Source organism: Pseudarthrobacter sp. AL07 (assembly GCF_029960665.1).
Classification (GTDB): Bacteria; Actinomycetota; Actinomycetes; order Actinomycetales; family Micrococcaceae; genus Arthrobacter.
The window spans coordinates 1-14,245 of record NZ_JASBRB010000022.1 but is presented as its reverse complement, the minus strand read 5'-3'; the positions used below and the strand labels follow the sequence as shown (position 1 = coordinate 14,245).

Sequence of the window (14,245 nt, the reverse complement as noted above, 5' to 3'; positions counted from 1 at the left end):
GCCACGCATTGAAACAGGCCCGCCCGGGTGAGGCGCAGGCCTCCGGGCGGCCATGCGGCGGCAATGCACGGCCGGCACGTAACTCTACCGGCTTTGACCCTGCGGATGCCTATTCGACCGGTCAGCCTTGCCGGTGATGGCGGCCACCAGCACGTTCTGCGCCAGAAGGCCGGTGACCGTTCCATGACGGTCCACCACTGCATATTCGTGACCCTCAAGCTGGGAAAGGTACTGGATCAGCTCCTGCCCCTGGGAAGATTCAGGCACGTAGGCTCCCGCCGCGAGGGCATAGGACACTGCCGTGGCAGGCGTGGAGCCGGCCGCGTAGTCAGGAACCGCGGCGAGGGCACCGGCGTCCACAACACCCTGCGGGCGTCCGTCCGGGCCGCAGACCACCACGGCCCGTGAGCCATCCGGTGACAGCCTGCGGATGTCCGCCACCATGGCGGTGGCTGGAATTCCGACGGCGGGAGCCGCCAGGGCAGCGGCGCTGACCAGGTGCATTCTTCCGCGCAGTGTGCCCTGCTGGATTGACGCGCTTGCACCCATCCAGAGGAAACCGCCGACGAGGATGGTGATCATCAGGAGGCTGAAATCAGGTGTCTCACCGGCCAGCAGCGGCCGGGCCACGAACCAGAAGCCCAGCGCCACCACGATGACGCGGCCGGCCCAGCCGGCAGCGACGGTGCCTTTGGCCTGGCTTCCGGTTGCTTTCCACACGGCGGATTCCACGATCCTGCCGCCGTCCAGCGGGAGTCCGGGCAGGACATTGAAGATGCCGATGACGAAGTTGGCCCACATAAAGATGTTCGTGAGGATCCCGGCCACGGTGCCCATGCTGGTGGTGGAGATTACCACCCAGGCACCGCCGGCGAGGACCAGGTTGGCTGCCGGCCCTGCCAGGGCCACAATCACCGAGCGCGCAGGCGTCGCGGTGAAATTCTCAAACTGGGTGTGGCCGCCCCAGAGATTCAACACGATTTTCTGCGTGGGCCAGCCGTAGATCTTGGCCGTAAGGGCGTGCGCCAGTTCGTGTACCAGGACGGAGATCAGGAGTAACAGGGCGTAAGCGAACGCCATGTAGTAGGCGGAGATGCCCAGTGCCGGATTCTGCTCCAGCAGCAGAGGCCCGTACACAATGACGGTAAAGGCGGCGATCACAAACCACGAGTAGGCAAGAATGACCGGGATTCCGGCGATCCTGCCGAGCGTTATTCCCTCGCGGCGGGCGGGAGCGGGCGTGGAACTCATGATGGGCTCCCTATAACAGGAACGGCGGACCCGGCCGCTGCGGCGGCCAGGCTGTCCGCAGCGATGGTCTCCAGCTCGGAAACGGTGCGGCCGGCCAAGGATTCCCAAATGGTGTGCCTGGAATCTTCGGGAATCGGGGCGATGTGCGGAATGGCCACAGTGGCTACGCCGGAGGCCACCGCCGCAGCCACTCCCGGCGCCGAATCCTCCAGTGCGACGCAGTGATCCACGGTCAGATCCGGGTCCGCTTCCTGAAGCAGCTCCACTGCCTTCAGGTACGCTTCCGGGTGCGGTTTGCCCTGGGTTACGGTGTCCCCAGTGACCAGGAATTCGAAGTAGGGCTTGGGCAGGCTTTCCACGATTTCGCGGGCCAACGGCTCCTCCGACATGGTCACCAGCGCACACCGCACGCCGGCGCGGTGCAGGTCATCCAGCAGTTCCCTGGCCCCGGGACGCCAGGGAACCACGCGCTGAACGCTCCTGATGACCGCTGCGGTCAGCGTGTCGATAATCTCCCGGCGCTCCAGCCGGACGCCGGCCGCCTGCAGGATTCCGGCTGAAAACGTCAGTGACTGTCCCACCAGCTGCATGGCCTGCTCATGCGACCAGGAGCCGCCGTGGGCTTCCACAAGGGCATGCTCGGCAGCAATCCAGTAGCGCTCCGTGTCCACAATGGTGCCGTCCATATCCCAAAGAACGGCTCGGAGCGGGGAAACGGGGGGTACGGGTCGCATGATCCCAGTCTAAGGGGCGCACCTGAACGCCAGCCGGTGGATACGCCCTCGGCGAATATTGGCATTTCTGTCAGGCGCACGCGCGCGCTGGCGCACTTTCTGGCCCTTCATTCGATGCATCCGGCCGGTTCTTGGACGTAGGGTGATGGGATGAATAGCTTCATCGGAGACACCACGGAACCGGGTGCCGCACCTGAACCGGAGCAGTTCCTGCTGCCAGTGGCGGACGGGGAGCGCATTACTGTGATGCTGGCCGCATTTGAAGGCTGGAACGATGCAGGGGAAGCCGCGAGTGACTCGTTGCGCTACCTGAACCGGGTCTGGGGCGGCAAGAAGATCGCGTCCATTGACGCGGACGAATACTACGATTTTCAGTTCACCCGTCCCACGGTCCGCCGGAACGCCTCGGGGGAACGCAAGATCAAGTGGCCGTCGACGCGAATCTACAAAGCCAGTGCGCCGGATTCGAATGTGGACGTCATTTTCGTGCAGGGCATCGAGCCGTCCTACAAGTGGCGCGCGTACACGGCCGAGCTGCTGGTCCACGCAGAGGCACTGAAGGTGGACTACGTGGTCTTGGTGGGCGCCCTTCTGGCAGACGTTCCGCACAGCCGGCCGATTCCTGTCAGCACATCCTCGGACGATGCCGTGTTGCGGGAGCGCCTCAACCTTGAAGCGTCCCAGTATGAGGGTCCCGTCGGCATCGTCGGAGTGCTGTCCGAAGTGTCGCTGCTGGCCGGCCTTCCCACCGTTTCCCTGTGGGCAGCCGTCCCACATTACGTGGCACAGGCCCCGTCACCCAAGGCGCAGCTGGCTCTCCTGCACCGCGTCGAGGAGCTGATCCAGGTCCCGCTGGACACCCACGAACTGGCCGAGGAGGCCGCTGCGTGGGAACGTGGCGTCGATGAGCTGGCTACTGAGGACCCGGAGATCGCCGCCTACGTGCGGCAGCTTGAAGAGGCAAAAGATACTGCCGATCTTCCCGAGGCGAGCGGGGAATCCATCGCGCGCGAGTTTGAGCGCTACCTCAAACGGCGTGGACGGGACAAGCCCTAAAGCACGACCCCGAGCAGGGCGTCCAGCGCGTCACTGACCAGCGCCTGATCATGCTGGCTGCCCGCTGCCGAGGCGGAGTCCGCCGCGACGGCCCAGCGGTCGATAGCTTCCAGGGCGGCCGGTGCGTTCAGGTCGGCGGCAAGGGCGGACCGCATCCCGGTGATCAGACCGGACGCCGATCCTTCCGGCGCGGTGGCAAGTGCGCGGCGCCAAGCGGCCAGCCGGTCCTTCGCAGCCTTAAAGCCGTCCGCGGTCCAGGACCAGTCTGAACGGTAATGGTGGGCCAGGATGGCCAACCGGATGGCGGCCGGATCTTCTCCTGCGGCCCGAAGTTTGGAGACCAGGACCAGGTTGCCCTTGGATTTGCTCATCTTCTCGCCGTCCAGGCCCACCATGCCCGCGTGGGCATAGTGCTGGGCCAGCGGCACTTCGGCGAGGGAATATGCGTGACCGGCACCCATCTCGTGATGGGGGAAGATGAGGTCCGAACCGCCGCCCTGGACAGTGAATGGAGCCGGCAGGTAGCGCTGGGCGATGACCGTGCACTCGATGTGCCAGCCAGGCCTGCCCTGGCCCAGCTCGCCGCCGGGCCAGCTGGGCTCGCCGTCGCGGGCAACGCGCCAGAGCAGGGGGTCCAGCGCCTGCCGCTTGCCGGCCCTGCCTGGGTCGCCGCCGCGTTCGGCGAACAGTTCAAGCATTTCGGCTTCGCCAAGGTGGGAGATCGAGCCCAGGGTCCAGGCGTCGAGGGCGACCGTCTGCTTGCCGGCAGCTTCAACGTCGTAGTAGACGTCGCCGTCGGGCTCCCCGGCGGTTCCGGGCACACGGTAGGCCAGCCCAAGGCGAACCAGCCGTTCGATGGCCGGAACAATCATGTCAACGGACTCAACGGCACCCACGTAGTGGTCCGGCGAGAGGACATTCAGGGCTTCCATATCGGTCTGGAAGAGTTCAATCTGGCTCGCGGCCAGGTCCTGCCAGTCCACACCGGTGGCAGTCGCGCGGTCCAGCAGGGGGTCGTCGACGTCGGTGACGTTCTGGACGTAGGAAACCTGCTGGCCGGCGTCACGCCAGGCCCTGTTCAGCAGGTCAAAGGCCACGTAGCTGGCCGCATGGCCCATGTGGGTTGCGTCATAGGGAGTGATCCCGCAGACGTACATGGATTGCTCTCCCGTGGCCCGGAGTGTGACTTCACTCCCCTTTGCCGTGTCGAACAGCCGGATGGCAGGCATGGCGCCGGGCAGCGCAGGGACAGGGCGGGAGGTCCAGGATTTCACAGCCTAAGCCTACGGCTAGGCACTGATGACATTGAAACCGAGCAAAAGATACAGGGCCAGGCCCAGGAAAATCCGGTACCAGACGAAGAGCCGGTAGCTGCGGGTGGAAATAAACTTGAGGAACCAGCCGATGATCACGTAACCCACCACCAGGGCGATGACGGTGGCCAGCGCCGTCTCCGGCAGGCCATACGGGCCGGTGATGCCATCCTTGGAGACCACTTTGTACAGCTGGTAAAGGCCGCTGCCGAACACCGCCGGGATCGCCAGGAGGAACGAATACCGTGCGGCGGCTTCACGGGTGTAACCCATCAGGAGACCCGCGGTGATGGTGCCGCCGGATCGCGACACCCCGGGAATAAGCGCCAGTGCCTGGGCGAAGCCGTACATAATGCCGTGCTTGTAGGTGAGCTGGGTGAGGTCGCGGTCCTGCTTTCCGATGGCGTCGGCCACGGCCAGGAAGAGCCCAAAGACGATCAGCATGGTGGCTACCAGCCACAGGCTCCTCAGTACCGACTCAATCTGGTCCTGGAACAGCAGACCAAGCACGATGATGGGGAGGCTGCCCAAAATCACCAGCCAGCCCATGCGGGCGTCCGGGTCCTGCCGTGAGACTTTTCCGGTCAGAGATGCCGTCCACGACCTGACGATCCGCACGATGTCACGCCAGAAATAGATCACCACCGCCGTTTCAGTACCCAGTTGGGTGATAGCGGTAAACGCGGCCCCGGGATCGGATGCGTTGGGCAGGAACTGTCCCACAATCCGCAGGTGCGCGCTCGATGAAATCGGTAGAAATTCGGTCAGTCCCTGCACTAGGCCCAGCAGGGCCGCCTCAAACCAGTTCACGCTAAGACCCTACGTCATTGACTCCCTTGATTCCCCGTAAGCTTGCAGCTATGCAGCAGCGTTACGTCGGCAACAGTGGATTGCGAGTCTCCGCCCTTTCCCTCGGCACCATGTCCTGGTCCGGCGATACCGACGAACAGGACGCCTCGGAGATATTGCGGACATTTATCGATGGTGGCGGAAAACTCATAGATACAGCGGCGTCATATGCCGATGGCCGTGCAGAGGCGATGATCGGATCCCTCCTCGGCGACCTTGTCTCCCGCACCGAAGTCTGCATTTCCACTAAAGCGGGGATGACGACGTCGGACGGCCGTCGCACGGTGGACACGTCGCGCAACGCGATGCTCTCCGGCCTGGATGCCAGCTTGGCGAGGCTCGGGACTGACTACGTGGATATTTGGTTTGCCCAGGCATGGGACGGCAACGTCCCGCTGGAGGAGACCCTGTCCGCGCTTGAATTCGCGCTCCGTAGCGGACGTGCCCGCTACGCGGGAATCTCAAACTTCAACGGGTGGCAAAGCGCCAAGGCAGTGGCGGTGGCCGGGTTTCCGCTCGTAGCCGCGCAGGCTGAATATTCACTCCTGCAGCGAAAGGCGGAAGCGGAACTGATTCCCGCCGTCGAAGATGCCGGCCTGGGGCTGATGGCCTGGGCGCCGCTGGGACGCGGCGTCCTGACTGGCAAGTACCGCGGCGCCATCCCCGGCGATTCCCGGGCGGCCAGGACAGACTCAGCGCCCTACGTGGAGCCATATCTGGAGGCGCAGCCGTCCAGCGTGGTGGAAGCCGTAGCCATGGCGGCCAAGGGCCTGGCCCGGACGCCGCTGGATGTTTCGCTGAGCTGGCTGTTGTCCCAACATGGTGTGGCAACAGCCATCATCGGGCCCCGGACTCCCGTGCAGGCGAAAGAAATCATGGCCGCGCAACTGACCCGGCTGCCGCCCGAAATCGCCCGCGCCCTTGAAGACGTTTCCCTGCCCGGCTGACACGCCGTTCAGGGCCGCAGTGTTGGGGTGGTGCCCGCTCCGGCGGCGTGGTGTTCTTAGTCCTGGACGATTTCCAGGTCTTCGTCGTCGTCGATGCCGGCTTCATCGTCCTCATCTTCTTCATCATCGAAGACCTGAAGGGGTGTAACTTCGCTGTAAGCCTCGTAGAGTGCGTCTTCGTAGACTTCGAACGCATCCGCGACCGCAAAAAAAGCCGCTTCAACCGAGGGATCGCCATCGCCACGCCGGTTGGATGCTGCTATAAGGTGTTCTTCCAAGGCGGTTGTCAAGGACTGAAGCGCGACACGCGGATCGATGCTCATGACTTCACGTTAGCCGGAAAAGGACGAAAATGGAGAGCAATGAAGGAACATTTTCTCACCAGCTCGGTCCAGCGGGAACGGGACATTCTGAGGCAGTACGAGTACCTCGTGCTGACGGTCAGCCCTGACGATTCCCTGCCTGACGCCAGGCGCCGGCTCGTGGAGCATTCCGAGTACGGCAAGTGGGAGCTGGAACGCAGCAAGCTGTATCTGGGCGGCGGCAGGCGCTTCTGGCTGCGCCGCCGGGTGATGCAGGTTCAGCGGACCGTGTAGGGACTAACAGGCCAGCGGCCTTTTCAGTCCTCCAACGGACCCAGCCACGCGTTCGCCACGGTGTTGTGCGCCGACTCATCGTCTGATGGATGGAACATCCCGGCCAGCACGTCCCGGTACAGGCGCTCAAGCTCCGACCCACGAAAGTAACTGGAGCCGCCACTTACCCTGATGGCCAGGTCCACAACGCGGCGGGCCGTTTCAGTTGCGTTGACCTTCAGCCCCACAAGTTTCGGAAACCACTGCTGCCCGTGCTCAACCACGGCATCCACATCGCGGGTGACGGTCAGCAGTTGGGGGTAGAGGATATCCATGGCCATGGCGCCCTCCGCGACCTTCCAGCGGATGTCCGGATCCTGCGCATAGCTTCGGCCGGCAGTCTTGAACGACGTCCGGCGCTTGACAGCCTCAACACCCACGTTCAGCGCACGTTCGCCGATTCCGGTGTAGACGGCGGCCAGCAATGACTCGAAGCAGGCGAAAATGGCGAAAATCAGCGGATCGTTGTTGGGTCCCACGGGGAGTTTGCGGAAGATCCGCTCGGGCGGGACCTCGACGCCGTCCAGGACGGTGGTGTTTGACTGGCTGGCCCGCATACCCAGGGTGTTCCAGTCGTCCAGGATGGAGTAGCCCTCGGCCGCCCGGGTGATGAATCCGTGCACCAGTTCGCCTTCGCCTCCCCTGGCGAGTGTGTCCTTGCCGAAGATACCCAGCCGCGTCCAGGCAGGCGAGAGGCTGGTGAAGATCTTGGTACCCGTGAAGCTGTACCCGCCGCCCGGCAAGGGCGAGGCTGCAGTTTTTGAATCAAAGAGGACTGAGTCGTTGCCGGCTTCGGAATTGCCGAAGGCATAGATCTCGCCGCGCGCCGTCTCCTGAAGGACGAAGTCAAGGGAATGGTCGCCCCTGGCGGCAAGGACATGGGCGACGCCGGTCCAGACCAGATGCATGTTGATGGCCAAAGCGGTGGCTGGGGCAGCCGTAGCCAGCCGCCGCTGGCACTGTGCTGCCGCCTCCAGCCCAAGCCCCAGGCCGCCGTCGGACGCTGGCACAAAGAGCTTGAGGTAGCCGGCGGCGGTCAGCTCCTCAAGGTCTTCAAAGAAGAAGGTGTTGTTTAGGTCGTAGCCCGCAGCCCGGCCACGGATGGCCCCGAGCAGCGGCTCCGGAAGGATTTCCTCGGGCGTCACGTCCGGGCCGGCTCAGTAATTGGTGAGGAGCGTGTTGAGCACCCGGGCGCCGAACTTCAGCGAATCCACCGGAACCCGCTCGTCCACACCGTGGAACATCCCGGTGAAATCGAGATCATCGGGCAGCTGGAGGGGAGCGAAGCCGTAGCCGGTGATGCCGAGCCGGCTCAATGATTTGTTGTCCGTGCCGCCGGAGAGCGTGTAGGGAAGCACTTTCGCCCCCGGATCCTCGGTGTGCAGGGCGTCGATCATGGAATCCACCAGGTTTCCGGCGAACGGGACCTCAAGCGAGACGTCGCTGTGCACGTAGCTGACGGCGACACCGGAACCGGCAAGCTCGCGCACGATCTCCAGGACGTGGTCCTGTTGGCCCGGGAGCGTCCGGCAGTCCACCAGGGCCTCAGCCGATTCCGGGATGACGTTGTGCTTGTAGCCGCCCTTGAGCAGCGTGGGGTTGGTGGTGTTCTGCAGGGTTGCACCCACAAAGCGGGCCACCGTTCCGAGTTGGTCCAGCAGGCGATCCGGATTGTCGGGATCGAACTCCACCCCTGTGAGTTCGGTCACGCCGTCCAGGAACTGCCGTGTGGTGGGCGTCAGCTCAATCGGCCACTTGTACTCACCGATCCGGGTTACCGCAGCAGCCAGCCTGGTGACAGCGTTGTCCGTGTTGATCTGGGAGCCGTGGCCTGCCCGGCCGTGCGCCACCAGGCGTAGCCATGAGATGCCCTTCTCGGCCGTCTGCAGGAGGTACGTGCGCTGCCCGCCGATGGTTGCCGAGAATCCGCCTACCTCCGAGATGGCCTCGGTGGCGCCTTCGAAGAGCTCGGGCCGCTTCTCGACCGCGTAGCGGGCACCGTACTCACCGCCGGCTTCCTCGTCGGCGAAGAAGGCAAAAATTATGTCGCGCTTGGGCTTGCGCCCGGATCTGGCCAAATCCCGCATCACAGCAAGGATCATGGCGTCCATGTCCTTCATGTCCACGGCGCCGCGGCCCCAGATGAGTCCATCCTTGAGTTCTGCACCAAAGGGATCAACTGACCACTGCTCACGCAAGGCGGGAACCACATCTAGGTGCCCGTGAACTACCAGCGCACTGGCGGACGGATCTTCACCGGCCATCCGGGTGACAACGCTTGCCCGTCCCGGCGCCGACTCGAAAATCTCGGCGGCGAGGCCCACTTCCTCGATCAGCCCGGCTGTGTACTCGGCGGCCACCCGCTCCCCCGGCCCCGAACCGTCACCGTAGTTCGATGTATCGATGCGGATGAGCTCCTGGCAGATCCGGACAACTTCATCCTCGGCACGGATGTCAGACATAGAAACTCCTAGGACAGTGGAAAGGCTGCAAACAACCTGCGTTCTCGTGTTCCTTCAGCCTACCCATCAGTCCCGATTCCATGATTCCGGAAAGTTCGTGTTAGAGTTTTTCTCGCTGCTTCGGAGAAAAGCGAAACGCTGAAAGGCGTGAACGTTGTCCGAATTACCACCTGCGCGGGTGGCGGAATGGCAGACGCGCTAGCTTGAGGTGCTAGTCCTCGAAAGGGGGTGGGGGTTCAAGTCCCCCTCCGCGCACAAGGGAAAAACCCTTGGAATCTAAGGATTCCAAGGGTTTTTTTCTGTTTTCGGTCCAGGGCCTGGGCTGGGGCCGTGAAGCCAACCCCGCCGGCTGGCCCCCTTGAAGTCGCCCTTCACCACGGGCCGGTTGGCTGGAGGGTCATACTTGCCTGGCTTGGACGTGGCTACTGGTTTTTTCTATCCGGAGCACCAGGGTGCCCAACGTCACCCGACACCGATCCCAGCTGGTGTCGGCTGGGAAATATACGCTCTGCAGAGAAATTTTCTTGCCAGGCTATTGGGGAATACCCGCCGGATGCTGTACGTTGCATACGCGACAGACGAACCAAAGAAAAGAGATACACCTAAGTGGCAACCGATTACGACGAACTTCGCTCCGACGTCAAGGAGTCGCAGGACAACTCACTCGAGGCACTGCAGTCCGCCAATGCACCGGACGCCCGCAGTGTCGTCCTCGAGCTCGATGAGGCCGACGGGCTGGATGGCGCCGGCGTTCCCGGGGGCGAGTTCGTTGCCGAGGAATTGGTCGTGCAGGTTATTCCGCAGGCTGAGGACGAGTTCACGTGCTACTCCTGCTTCCTGGTACGGCACCGATCCCAGATTGCGCGGCAGAAAGACGGACACAGCTACTGCACTGATTGCGAAGGCTGAGTCAAAAACACCGGATACTATTCCGTGGCGGCAGAGTTCCGCCAGCAGGAAGTTGAGGCACGCCCACGTTCAGTAGGCGTGCCTTTCCCGTTGCCAGGACGGTCTGATGGCTCAGCTGAGGCGGCTGCGTACGATCTCGCTGACGGCCTTGCCGTCGAAGCGCCCGGCGACTTTGGCTGTGACGGGCTTCATCACGGCGCCCAGCTGACGCATCCCGGGCTCCATGCCTTCATTCCGCAGCGCATCGATGGTCGCATCAATAATGGCCTCGACTTCAGCCGCCGTCAGGGGCTGGGGAAGGTAGGCCTCAATAACTTCCGCCTCGGCGATCTCAGCCGCCGCGCGCTCGGATTCGCTGGCGTCTATGTAGATCCTCGCTGTGTCACGTCGTTTTGCAGCCTCTTTCTGTAACAACGAGGTCACTTGGGCGTCGTCCAGGATAATAGGCGCCTTTCCCGACTTCTCCCGTGTTTCGATCTCGCCCAGGATGTTGCGCACCGTTGTCAGTGCGGTTTTGTTGCGCTCCTTCATATGCACCACAACATCTGCGTGCAGGCGTTCCTTCAAAGTGGTCACGGCATTCCTCGATTCGTTGAGCGCCCCAAGCGACAGGGCAGGAGACGGCGGTGAACCATCCCTCTAGTACCGTAGAGTGCTATGGCTGACAATCACTACTCCCCGCCCGGTGGGGAACGACCTTGATTCCTGATCAAGTGTGGCAGCGGATCATTGAAGCCTTCAGCCGTGCCGCCATCCCCCAGGTCACGGTGGCCGAACTGGCTGTGGTGTTGGCTTTGGCAACGGCACTGTCCATCCCCCGGGCCACTTGGAAGTACTTTGGACTCCTGGCCACCGCTACGCACGAACTGGGCCATGCCTTCGCCGCCGTCATGAGCGGCCAACGACTGGGCGGTATCCGGCTCCGCTTGGACCACTCAGGCACAACTACCAGTTACAGCCGCGGCCGGGCCGCGGCCGTCTGGTCGGGATTCTGGGGGTATCCAGTTCCTGCCCTGACCGGCGCTGCTCTGGTCATCTCCGGTTTCGCCGGCTGGGGTCCGGCGGCACTGGCCACAGGAACCCTGATCCTTCTGGTCTCGCTCGTGTTCATCCGAAACGTCGCGGGGCTGCTGATTACGGGCCTCGCCGTCGTAGGAGGCGGGCTGCTGGTTACTGTTGTGCCGAGCCACTTCACCGGCCACATTGCAATCGTTCTTGGCATGGCGTTGCTGGTGGCCGCCGTTCGGGACTTGGCAAAGCTGACCAATGTGCACCTGCGGCGCCGTGACAGGCTGGCCAGTTCCGATGCGTATCTGCTGTACCGGGCAACGTCGATCCCATCCGGTGTCTGGATCGCGCTGTTTGTAGCCGTAATTGCAGGGTCGTGGATAGTCGCCTGGCAGCCTATTTCGGTAATCCTGAGCACTGCTAGCTAAGCTGGTCCGTATGAACCAGGAATCGTCGAGAGCGCAACCAGCCGTGATCGCAGCTGTGGCCGACGGCACGGACTCCGGCGCCAGCCACAGCACGCGGGGCGCATATGTGACCGGCGGTGCGGAGTTCAACCGGGACACGAACTACATCGAGGACCGGATCACCCGCGACGGCCGCCCCGGCCTCAACGGCGAGCCGGGGTGGCCTGTCGAAGCCGGGCGGTACCGGCTGATTGCGGCGAGGGCATGCCCCTGGGCGAACCGGACCGTGATTGTGCGGAGGCTCCTTGGGTTGGAGGATGCCCTCTCCCTTGGCCAGCCCGGCCCTACCCACGATGCACGGTCTTGGACCTTTGACCTCGATCCGGGTGGGGTGGACCCGGTCCTAGGCATCGAGCGCATCCAGAGCGCTTATTTTCGGCGCTTTCCGGACTACCCTCGTGGCATTACGGTGCCAGCCATCGTGGATGTTGCCAGTGGCGCGGTGGTCACCAACAACTTCCCCCAGATCACTCTGGACTTCGCCACCGAATGGACCCGCTTCCATAGGGTCGGCGCGCCTGACCTTTACCCCGAACACCTCCGCGCTGAAATTGACGCCGTCAACAAGCGCGTCTTCACCGAGATTAACAACGGCGTCTACCGCTGCGGGTTTGCAGGCTCGCAGGAGGCCTACGACTCGGCCCATTCCCGCCTGTGGACTGCGCTGGACTGGCTCGAAGAACACCTCACCGGACAGCGGTACCTCGTGGGCGATACCATCACCGACGCCGACGTGCGGCTCTTCACCACCTTGGCCAGGTTCGATGCCGTGTACCACGGGCATTTTAAGTGCAACCGGCAAAAGTTAACTGAACTACCGGCCCTCTGGGGCTACGCGCGGGACCTCTTCCAGACTCCCGGCTTCGGCGACACAATCGACTTCGTCCAGATCAAGCAGCACTATTACGTCGTCCACGAGGACATCAACCCCACCGGGATCGTACCGCAAGGCCCCGATCTGTCCTGCTGGCTGGAGCCACACGCCAGGCAAGCGCTGGGAGGCCGCCCATTCGGCGACGGCACCCCACCGGGGCCAGTGCGTCCCGGCGAAGAGGTCACTCCCGGGCACGGAGCAGGGCAGCATCAGGAAGGCGCATATTAGCCCGTTCGGCTGGCCCGGGAGAGTCCGGCCTGGAGTCCCGGCAACTGCTTCGGCCACCACGCCCTCACCATCGGCATCATGATGGAGGACCTCCGCCGGCGCGTTGTCCTCTACGACGTCGATCCCCTGCAGGAGCAGGCGCGCTGCGCTGGGGTTCGCCGATCCCGCGTATGGTCTTGGCTTTGGCCATCTCCCACTGCAGTCGGAGGACGGACGCACGGAGGGCAAAGCGCATCGGCTGGCTGCGGAGTTCCGGCGGCCGGCGTCGGGATTGTGGTAGCAAACGTCTGCACCTAATGTAAGTCCGATGGGTGACACTCAAGCGCAACACCGGCCCGCCGCTGGATCCCGCCACCTAAAGAGTTCGCTGGCGGGGCTCTCGTCCGCATTCACGCTACAGCGGCTGCAGTTGGCCGCGAAGGCGGCTCTCGCCGCCGGCCTGGCTTTTGCCATTGCTCCCTTGATGCCAGGATCCGCTGCCGAGTATCCGTACTACGCGCCGCTTGGGGCGCTGGTGTCGATGTACCACAACGTGGCCGGATCATTCCGACAAGGACTCCAGGCGCTGGTGGGCCTTGCTCTCGGTATTGGGCTCGCATTTGCCCTCGTCATTGTTGGTGATCCGTCACCGCTGACTGTAGCGGTGCTGATGGGAATCGGCGTGCTCCTCGGCGGCCTCCCCGGGATTGGCTCCGGCAGCGATTGGATTCCGACGGCGGCGCTGCTGGTTCTTCTCGTGGGCGGAAGCAACCGGGAAGACTTTTCCTATGGCTACCTCATCCAGATGGGTGTCGGCGTTTCGGTGGGCATCGCCGTCAACTTCCTGGTCTTTCCTCCCCTACACTTCAACGCGGCGGCCACCAGCCTGGGCAAACTCCGGCTGGCCCTCGGGCGGCAACTGACTGACATGGGAACGGCCCTGACTGAAAAGTGGCCTCCCGAGCATGAGGACTGGTCCCGCCGGTCGACCGAGCTGGCCGAAGCAGCCAGCACGGTCCGCCATCTCGTGCGGGAGGCTGACGCGAGCCGCCGCGCCAATCCGCGCCGCCGGCTCCATCCTCGCGATGTGGATCTCGACTACCGCAACCTTCGCGATCTGGAGCGGGTGACATTCCACATCCAGGACATGACAGAAGTCCTGTCCGATGTCATCTGGACGGACGAGGCACCATACACGGTGCCTTTCAACGACAGTGCGCCCCTGGCCGCGGCCATGACCGCCACCGGCGAACTCCTGGCCTCGTTCGACGGTGAGGATGAAGCAGACCAGCGGCGGCTGTTCGCTGCCGCAAAGTCGGCGGTGGAGGCCGGTATGGCAACGGTTGCGGAGCGGGTCCAGGAAGATTCGACGGTAACAGCCTCCGAGTCCATCCTTCTGAGCCTCCACCGGGTTCTCCGGGCCGTGCGGCCGGCGTCCTAGATGAGTAATTCCGATTGGCTTGGTCGGTGTGGAGGCTTTTAAAGTCAGGCGGAGAGTGTTAAACCCAGTATGTGAACCCCGAATTGAACACT

At 63.5% G+C, this 14,245-nt stretch carries 15 protein-coding genes and 1 tRNA gene; 8 read left to right on the top strand and 8 right to left on the bottom strand.

Annotated elements, in window-relative coordinates; genetic code table 11:
- Positions 1 to 84: 84 nt before the first annotated feature.
- Positions 85 to 1,251, bottom strand: a complete 1,167-nt coding sequence (locus QK290_RS14485; RefSeq protein ID WP_282331339.1) for a site-2 protease family protein — start codon at positions 1,249 to 1,251, stop codon at positions 85 to 87.
- On the bottom strand, positions 1,248 to 1,985 hold the full coding sequence (locus QK290_RS14480) for an HAD family phosphatase (RefSeq protein WP_282331338.1): 738 nt from the start codon (positions 1,983 to 1,985) through the stop codon (positions 1,248 to 1,250). Before QK290_RS14480 ends, QK290_RS14485 begins: the two co-directional genes overlap by 4 nt.
- Positions 1,986 to 2,135: 150 nt before the next feature.
- Here QK290_RS14480 and QK290_RS14475 point away from each other — a divergent pair, with 150 nt between their 5' ends.
- Positions 2,136 to 3,041, top strand: coding sequence for a PAC2 family protein (locus QK290_RS14475; RefSeq protein ID WP_282331337.1), 906 nt, complete (start codon positions 2,136 to 2,138; stop codon positions 3,039 to 3,041).
- Here the strand turns inward: QK290_RS14475 and mshC are convergent.
- On the bottom strand, positions 3,038 to 4,315 hold the full coding sequence (gene mshC, locus QK290_RS14470) for a cysteine--1-D-myo-inosityl 2-amino-2-deoxy-alpha-D-glucopyranoside ligase (protein WP_282331336.1): 1,278 nt from the start codon (positions 4,313 to 4,315) through the stop codon (positions 3,038 to 3,040). The genes QK290_RS14475 and mshC overlap by 4 nt on opposite strands.
- 15 nt (positions 4,316 to 4,330) lie before the next feature.
- Entirely contained in the window at positions 4,331 to 5,164 is an 834-nt protein-coding gene (locus tag QK290_RS14465) for an undecaprenyl-diphosphate phosphatase (protein WP_282331335.1), read from the bottom strand.
- Between the two features lie 50 nt (positions 5,165 to 5,214).
- Here QK290_RS14465 and QK290_RS14460 point away from each other — a divergent pair, with 50 nt between their 5' ends.
- Positions 5,215 to 6,150, top strand: a complete 936-nt coding sequence (locus tag QK290_RS14460; protein WP_282331334.1) for an aldo/keto reductase — start codon at positions 5,215 to 5,217, stop codon at positions 6,148 to 6,150.
- A 56-nt stretch (positions 6,151 to 6,206) separates the two neighbouring features.
- On the opposite strand, the gene QK290_RS14455 is transcribed toward QK290_RS14460, so the two are convergent.
- The gene (locus QK290_RS14455) at positions 6,207 to 6,473 is read right to left on the bottom strand and encodes a hypothetical protein (RefSeq protein WP_282331333.1); all 267 of its coding nucleotides are present in this window, start codon (positions 6,471 to 6,473) and stop codon (positions 6,207 to 6,209) included.
- Between the two features lie 39 nt (positions 6,474 to 6,512).
- Here QK290_RS14455 and QK290_RS14450 point away from each other — a divergent pair, with 39 nt between their 5' ends.
- On the top strand, positions 6,513 to 6,746 hold the full coding sequence (locus QK290_RS14450; protein ID WP_056339951.1) for a DUF5703 family protein: 234 nt from the start codon (positions 6,513 to 6,515) through the stop codon (positions 6,744 to 6,746).
- A 23-nt stretch (positions 6,747 to 6,769) separates the two neighbouring features.
- Here the strand turns inward: QK290_RS14450 and QK290_RS14445 are convergent, their stop codons facing one another.
- Both QK290_RS14445 and QK290_RS14440 read right to left on the bottom strand, forming a co-directional pair.
- Positions 6,770 to 7,930, bottom strand: a complete 1,161-nt coding sequence (locus QK290_RS14445) for an acyl-CoA dehydrogenase family protein (RefSeq protein WP_282331332.1) — start codon at positions 7,928 to 7,930, stop codon at positions 6,770 to 6,772.
- Between the two features lie 12 nt (positions 7,931 to 7,942).
- Positions 7,943 to 9,247 carry a M20/M25/M40 family metallo-hydrolase gene (locus QK290_RS14440; protein WP_282331331.1) on the bottom strand — a complete coding sequence of 435 codons (1,305 nt, stop codon included), beginning with the start codon at positions 9,245 to 9,247 and terminating at the stop codon, positions 7,943 to 7,945.
- 172 nt (positions 9,248 to 9,419) lie between these two features.
- Between QK290_RS14440 and QK290_RS14435 the strand changes: the two genes are divergently transcribed.
- Both QK290_RS14435 and QK290_RS14430 read left to right on the top strand, forming a co-directional pair.
- Positions 9,420 to 9,502 (top strand) — tRNA-Leu (locus QK290_RS14435).
- A gap of 351 nt (positions 9,503 to 9,853) precedes the next feature.
- Positions 9,854 to 10,156, top strand: coding sequence for a DUF4193 domain-containing protein (locus tag QK290_RS14430; protein ID WP_056339942.1), 303 nt, complete (start codon positions 9,854 to 9,856; stop codon positions 10,154 to 10,156).
- A 111-nt stretch (positions 10,157 to 10,267) separates the two neighbouring features.
- Here QK290_RS14430 and QK290_RS14425 read toward each other — a convergent pair whose 3' ends face one another.
- Positions 10,268 to 10,732 (bottom strand): GatB/YqeY domain-containing protein, encoded by a 465-nt coding sequence (locus tag QK290_RS14425; protein ID WP_282331330.1) that lies wholly within the window; start codon positions 10,730 to 10,732, stop codon positions 10,268 to 10,270.
- Positions 10,733 to 10,857: 125 nt separating this feature from the next.
- Here QK290_RS14425 and QK290_RS14420 point away from each other — a divergent pair, with 125 nt between their 5' ends.
- The 3 genes from QK290_RS14420 to QK290_RS14410 all read left to right on the top strand — a co-directional run bounded on the left by QK290_RS14420 (position 10,858) and on the right by QK290_RS14410 (position 14,153).
- Complete coding sequence (locus QK290_RS14420) at positions 10,858 to 11,592, top strand: M50 family metallopeptidase (RefSeq protein WP_282331372.1); 735 nt, start codon at positions 10,858 to 10,860, stop codon at positions 11,590 to 11,592.
- 55 nt (positions 11,593 to 11,647) lie between these two features.
- Positions 11,648 to 12,733, top strand: a complete 1,086-nt coding sequence (locus tag QK290_RS14415) for a glutathione S-transferase C-terminal domain-containing protein (protein WP_282331371.1) — start codon at positions 11,648 to 11,650, stop codon at positions 12,731 to 12,733.
- 307 nt (positions 12,734 to 13,040) lie between these two features.
- Positions 13,041 to 14,153: an FUSC family protein gene (locus tag QK290_RS14410; RefSeq protein WP_282331329.1), complete on the top strand. Its 1,113-nt coding sequence runs from the start codon at positions 13,041 to 13,043 to the stop codon at positions 14,151 to 14,153.
- Positions 14,154 to 14,245: the final 92 nt, after the last annotated feature.

What these genes read in the sequence shown, in the direction of transcription:
- QK290_RS14475 (WP_282331337.1), top strand. Translation starts at nt 2,136, where the DNA reads ATGAATAGCTTCATCGGAGACACCACGGAACCGGGTGCCGCACCTGAA.
- QK290_RS14485 (WP_282331339.1), bottom strand. Translation starts at nt 1,251, where the DNA reads ATGAGTTCCACGCCCGCTCCCGCCCGCCGCGAGGGAATAACGCTCGGC.
- QK290_RS14450 (WP_056339951.1), top strand. Translation starts at nt 6,513, where the DNA reads ATGAAGGAACATTTTCTCACCAGCTCGGTCCAGCGGGAACGGGACATT.
- QK290_RS14480 (WP_282331338.1), bottom strand. Translation starts at nt 1,985, where the DNA reads ATGCGACCCGTACCCCCCGTTTCCCCGCTCCGAGCCGTTCTTTGGGAT.
- QK290_RS14460 (WP_282331334.1), top strand. Translation starts at nt 5,215, where the DNA reads ATGCAGCAGCGTTACGTCGGCAACAGTGGATTGCGAGTCTCCGCCCTT.
- QK290_RS14410 (WP_282331329.1), top strand. Translation starts at nt 13,041, where the DNA reads ATGGGTGACACTCAAGCGCAACACCGGCCCGCCGCTGGATCCCGCCAC.
- QK290_RS14440 (WP_282331331.1), bottom strand. Translation starts at nt 9,247, where the DNA reads ATGTCTGACATCCGTGCCGAGGATGAAGTTGTCCGGATCTGCCAGGAG.
- QK290_RS14455 (WP_282331333.1), bottom strand. Translation starts at nt 6,473, where the DNA reads ATGAGCATCGATCCGCGTGTCGCGCTTCAGTCCTTGACAACCGCCTTG.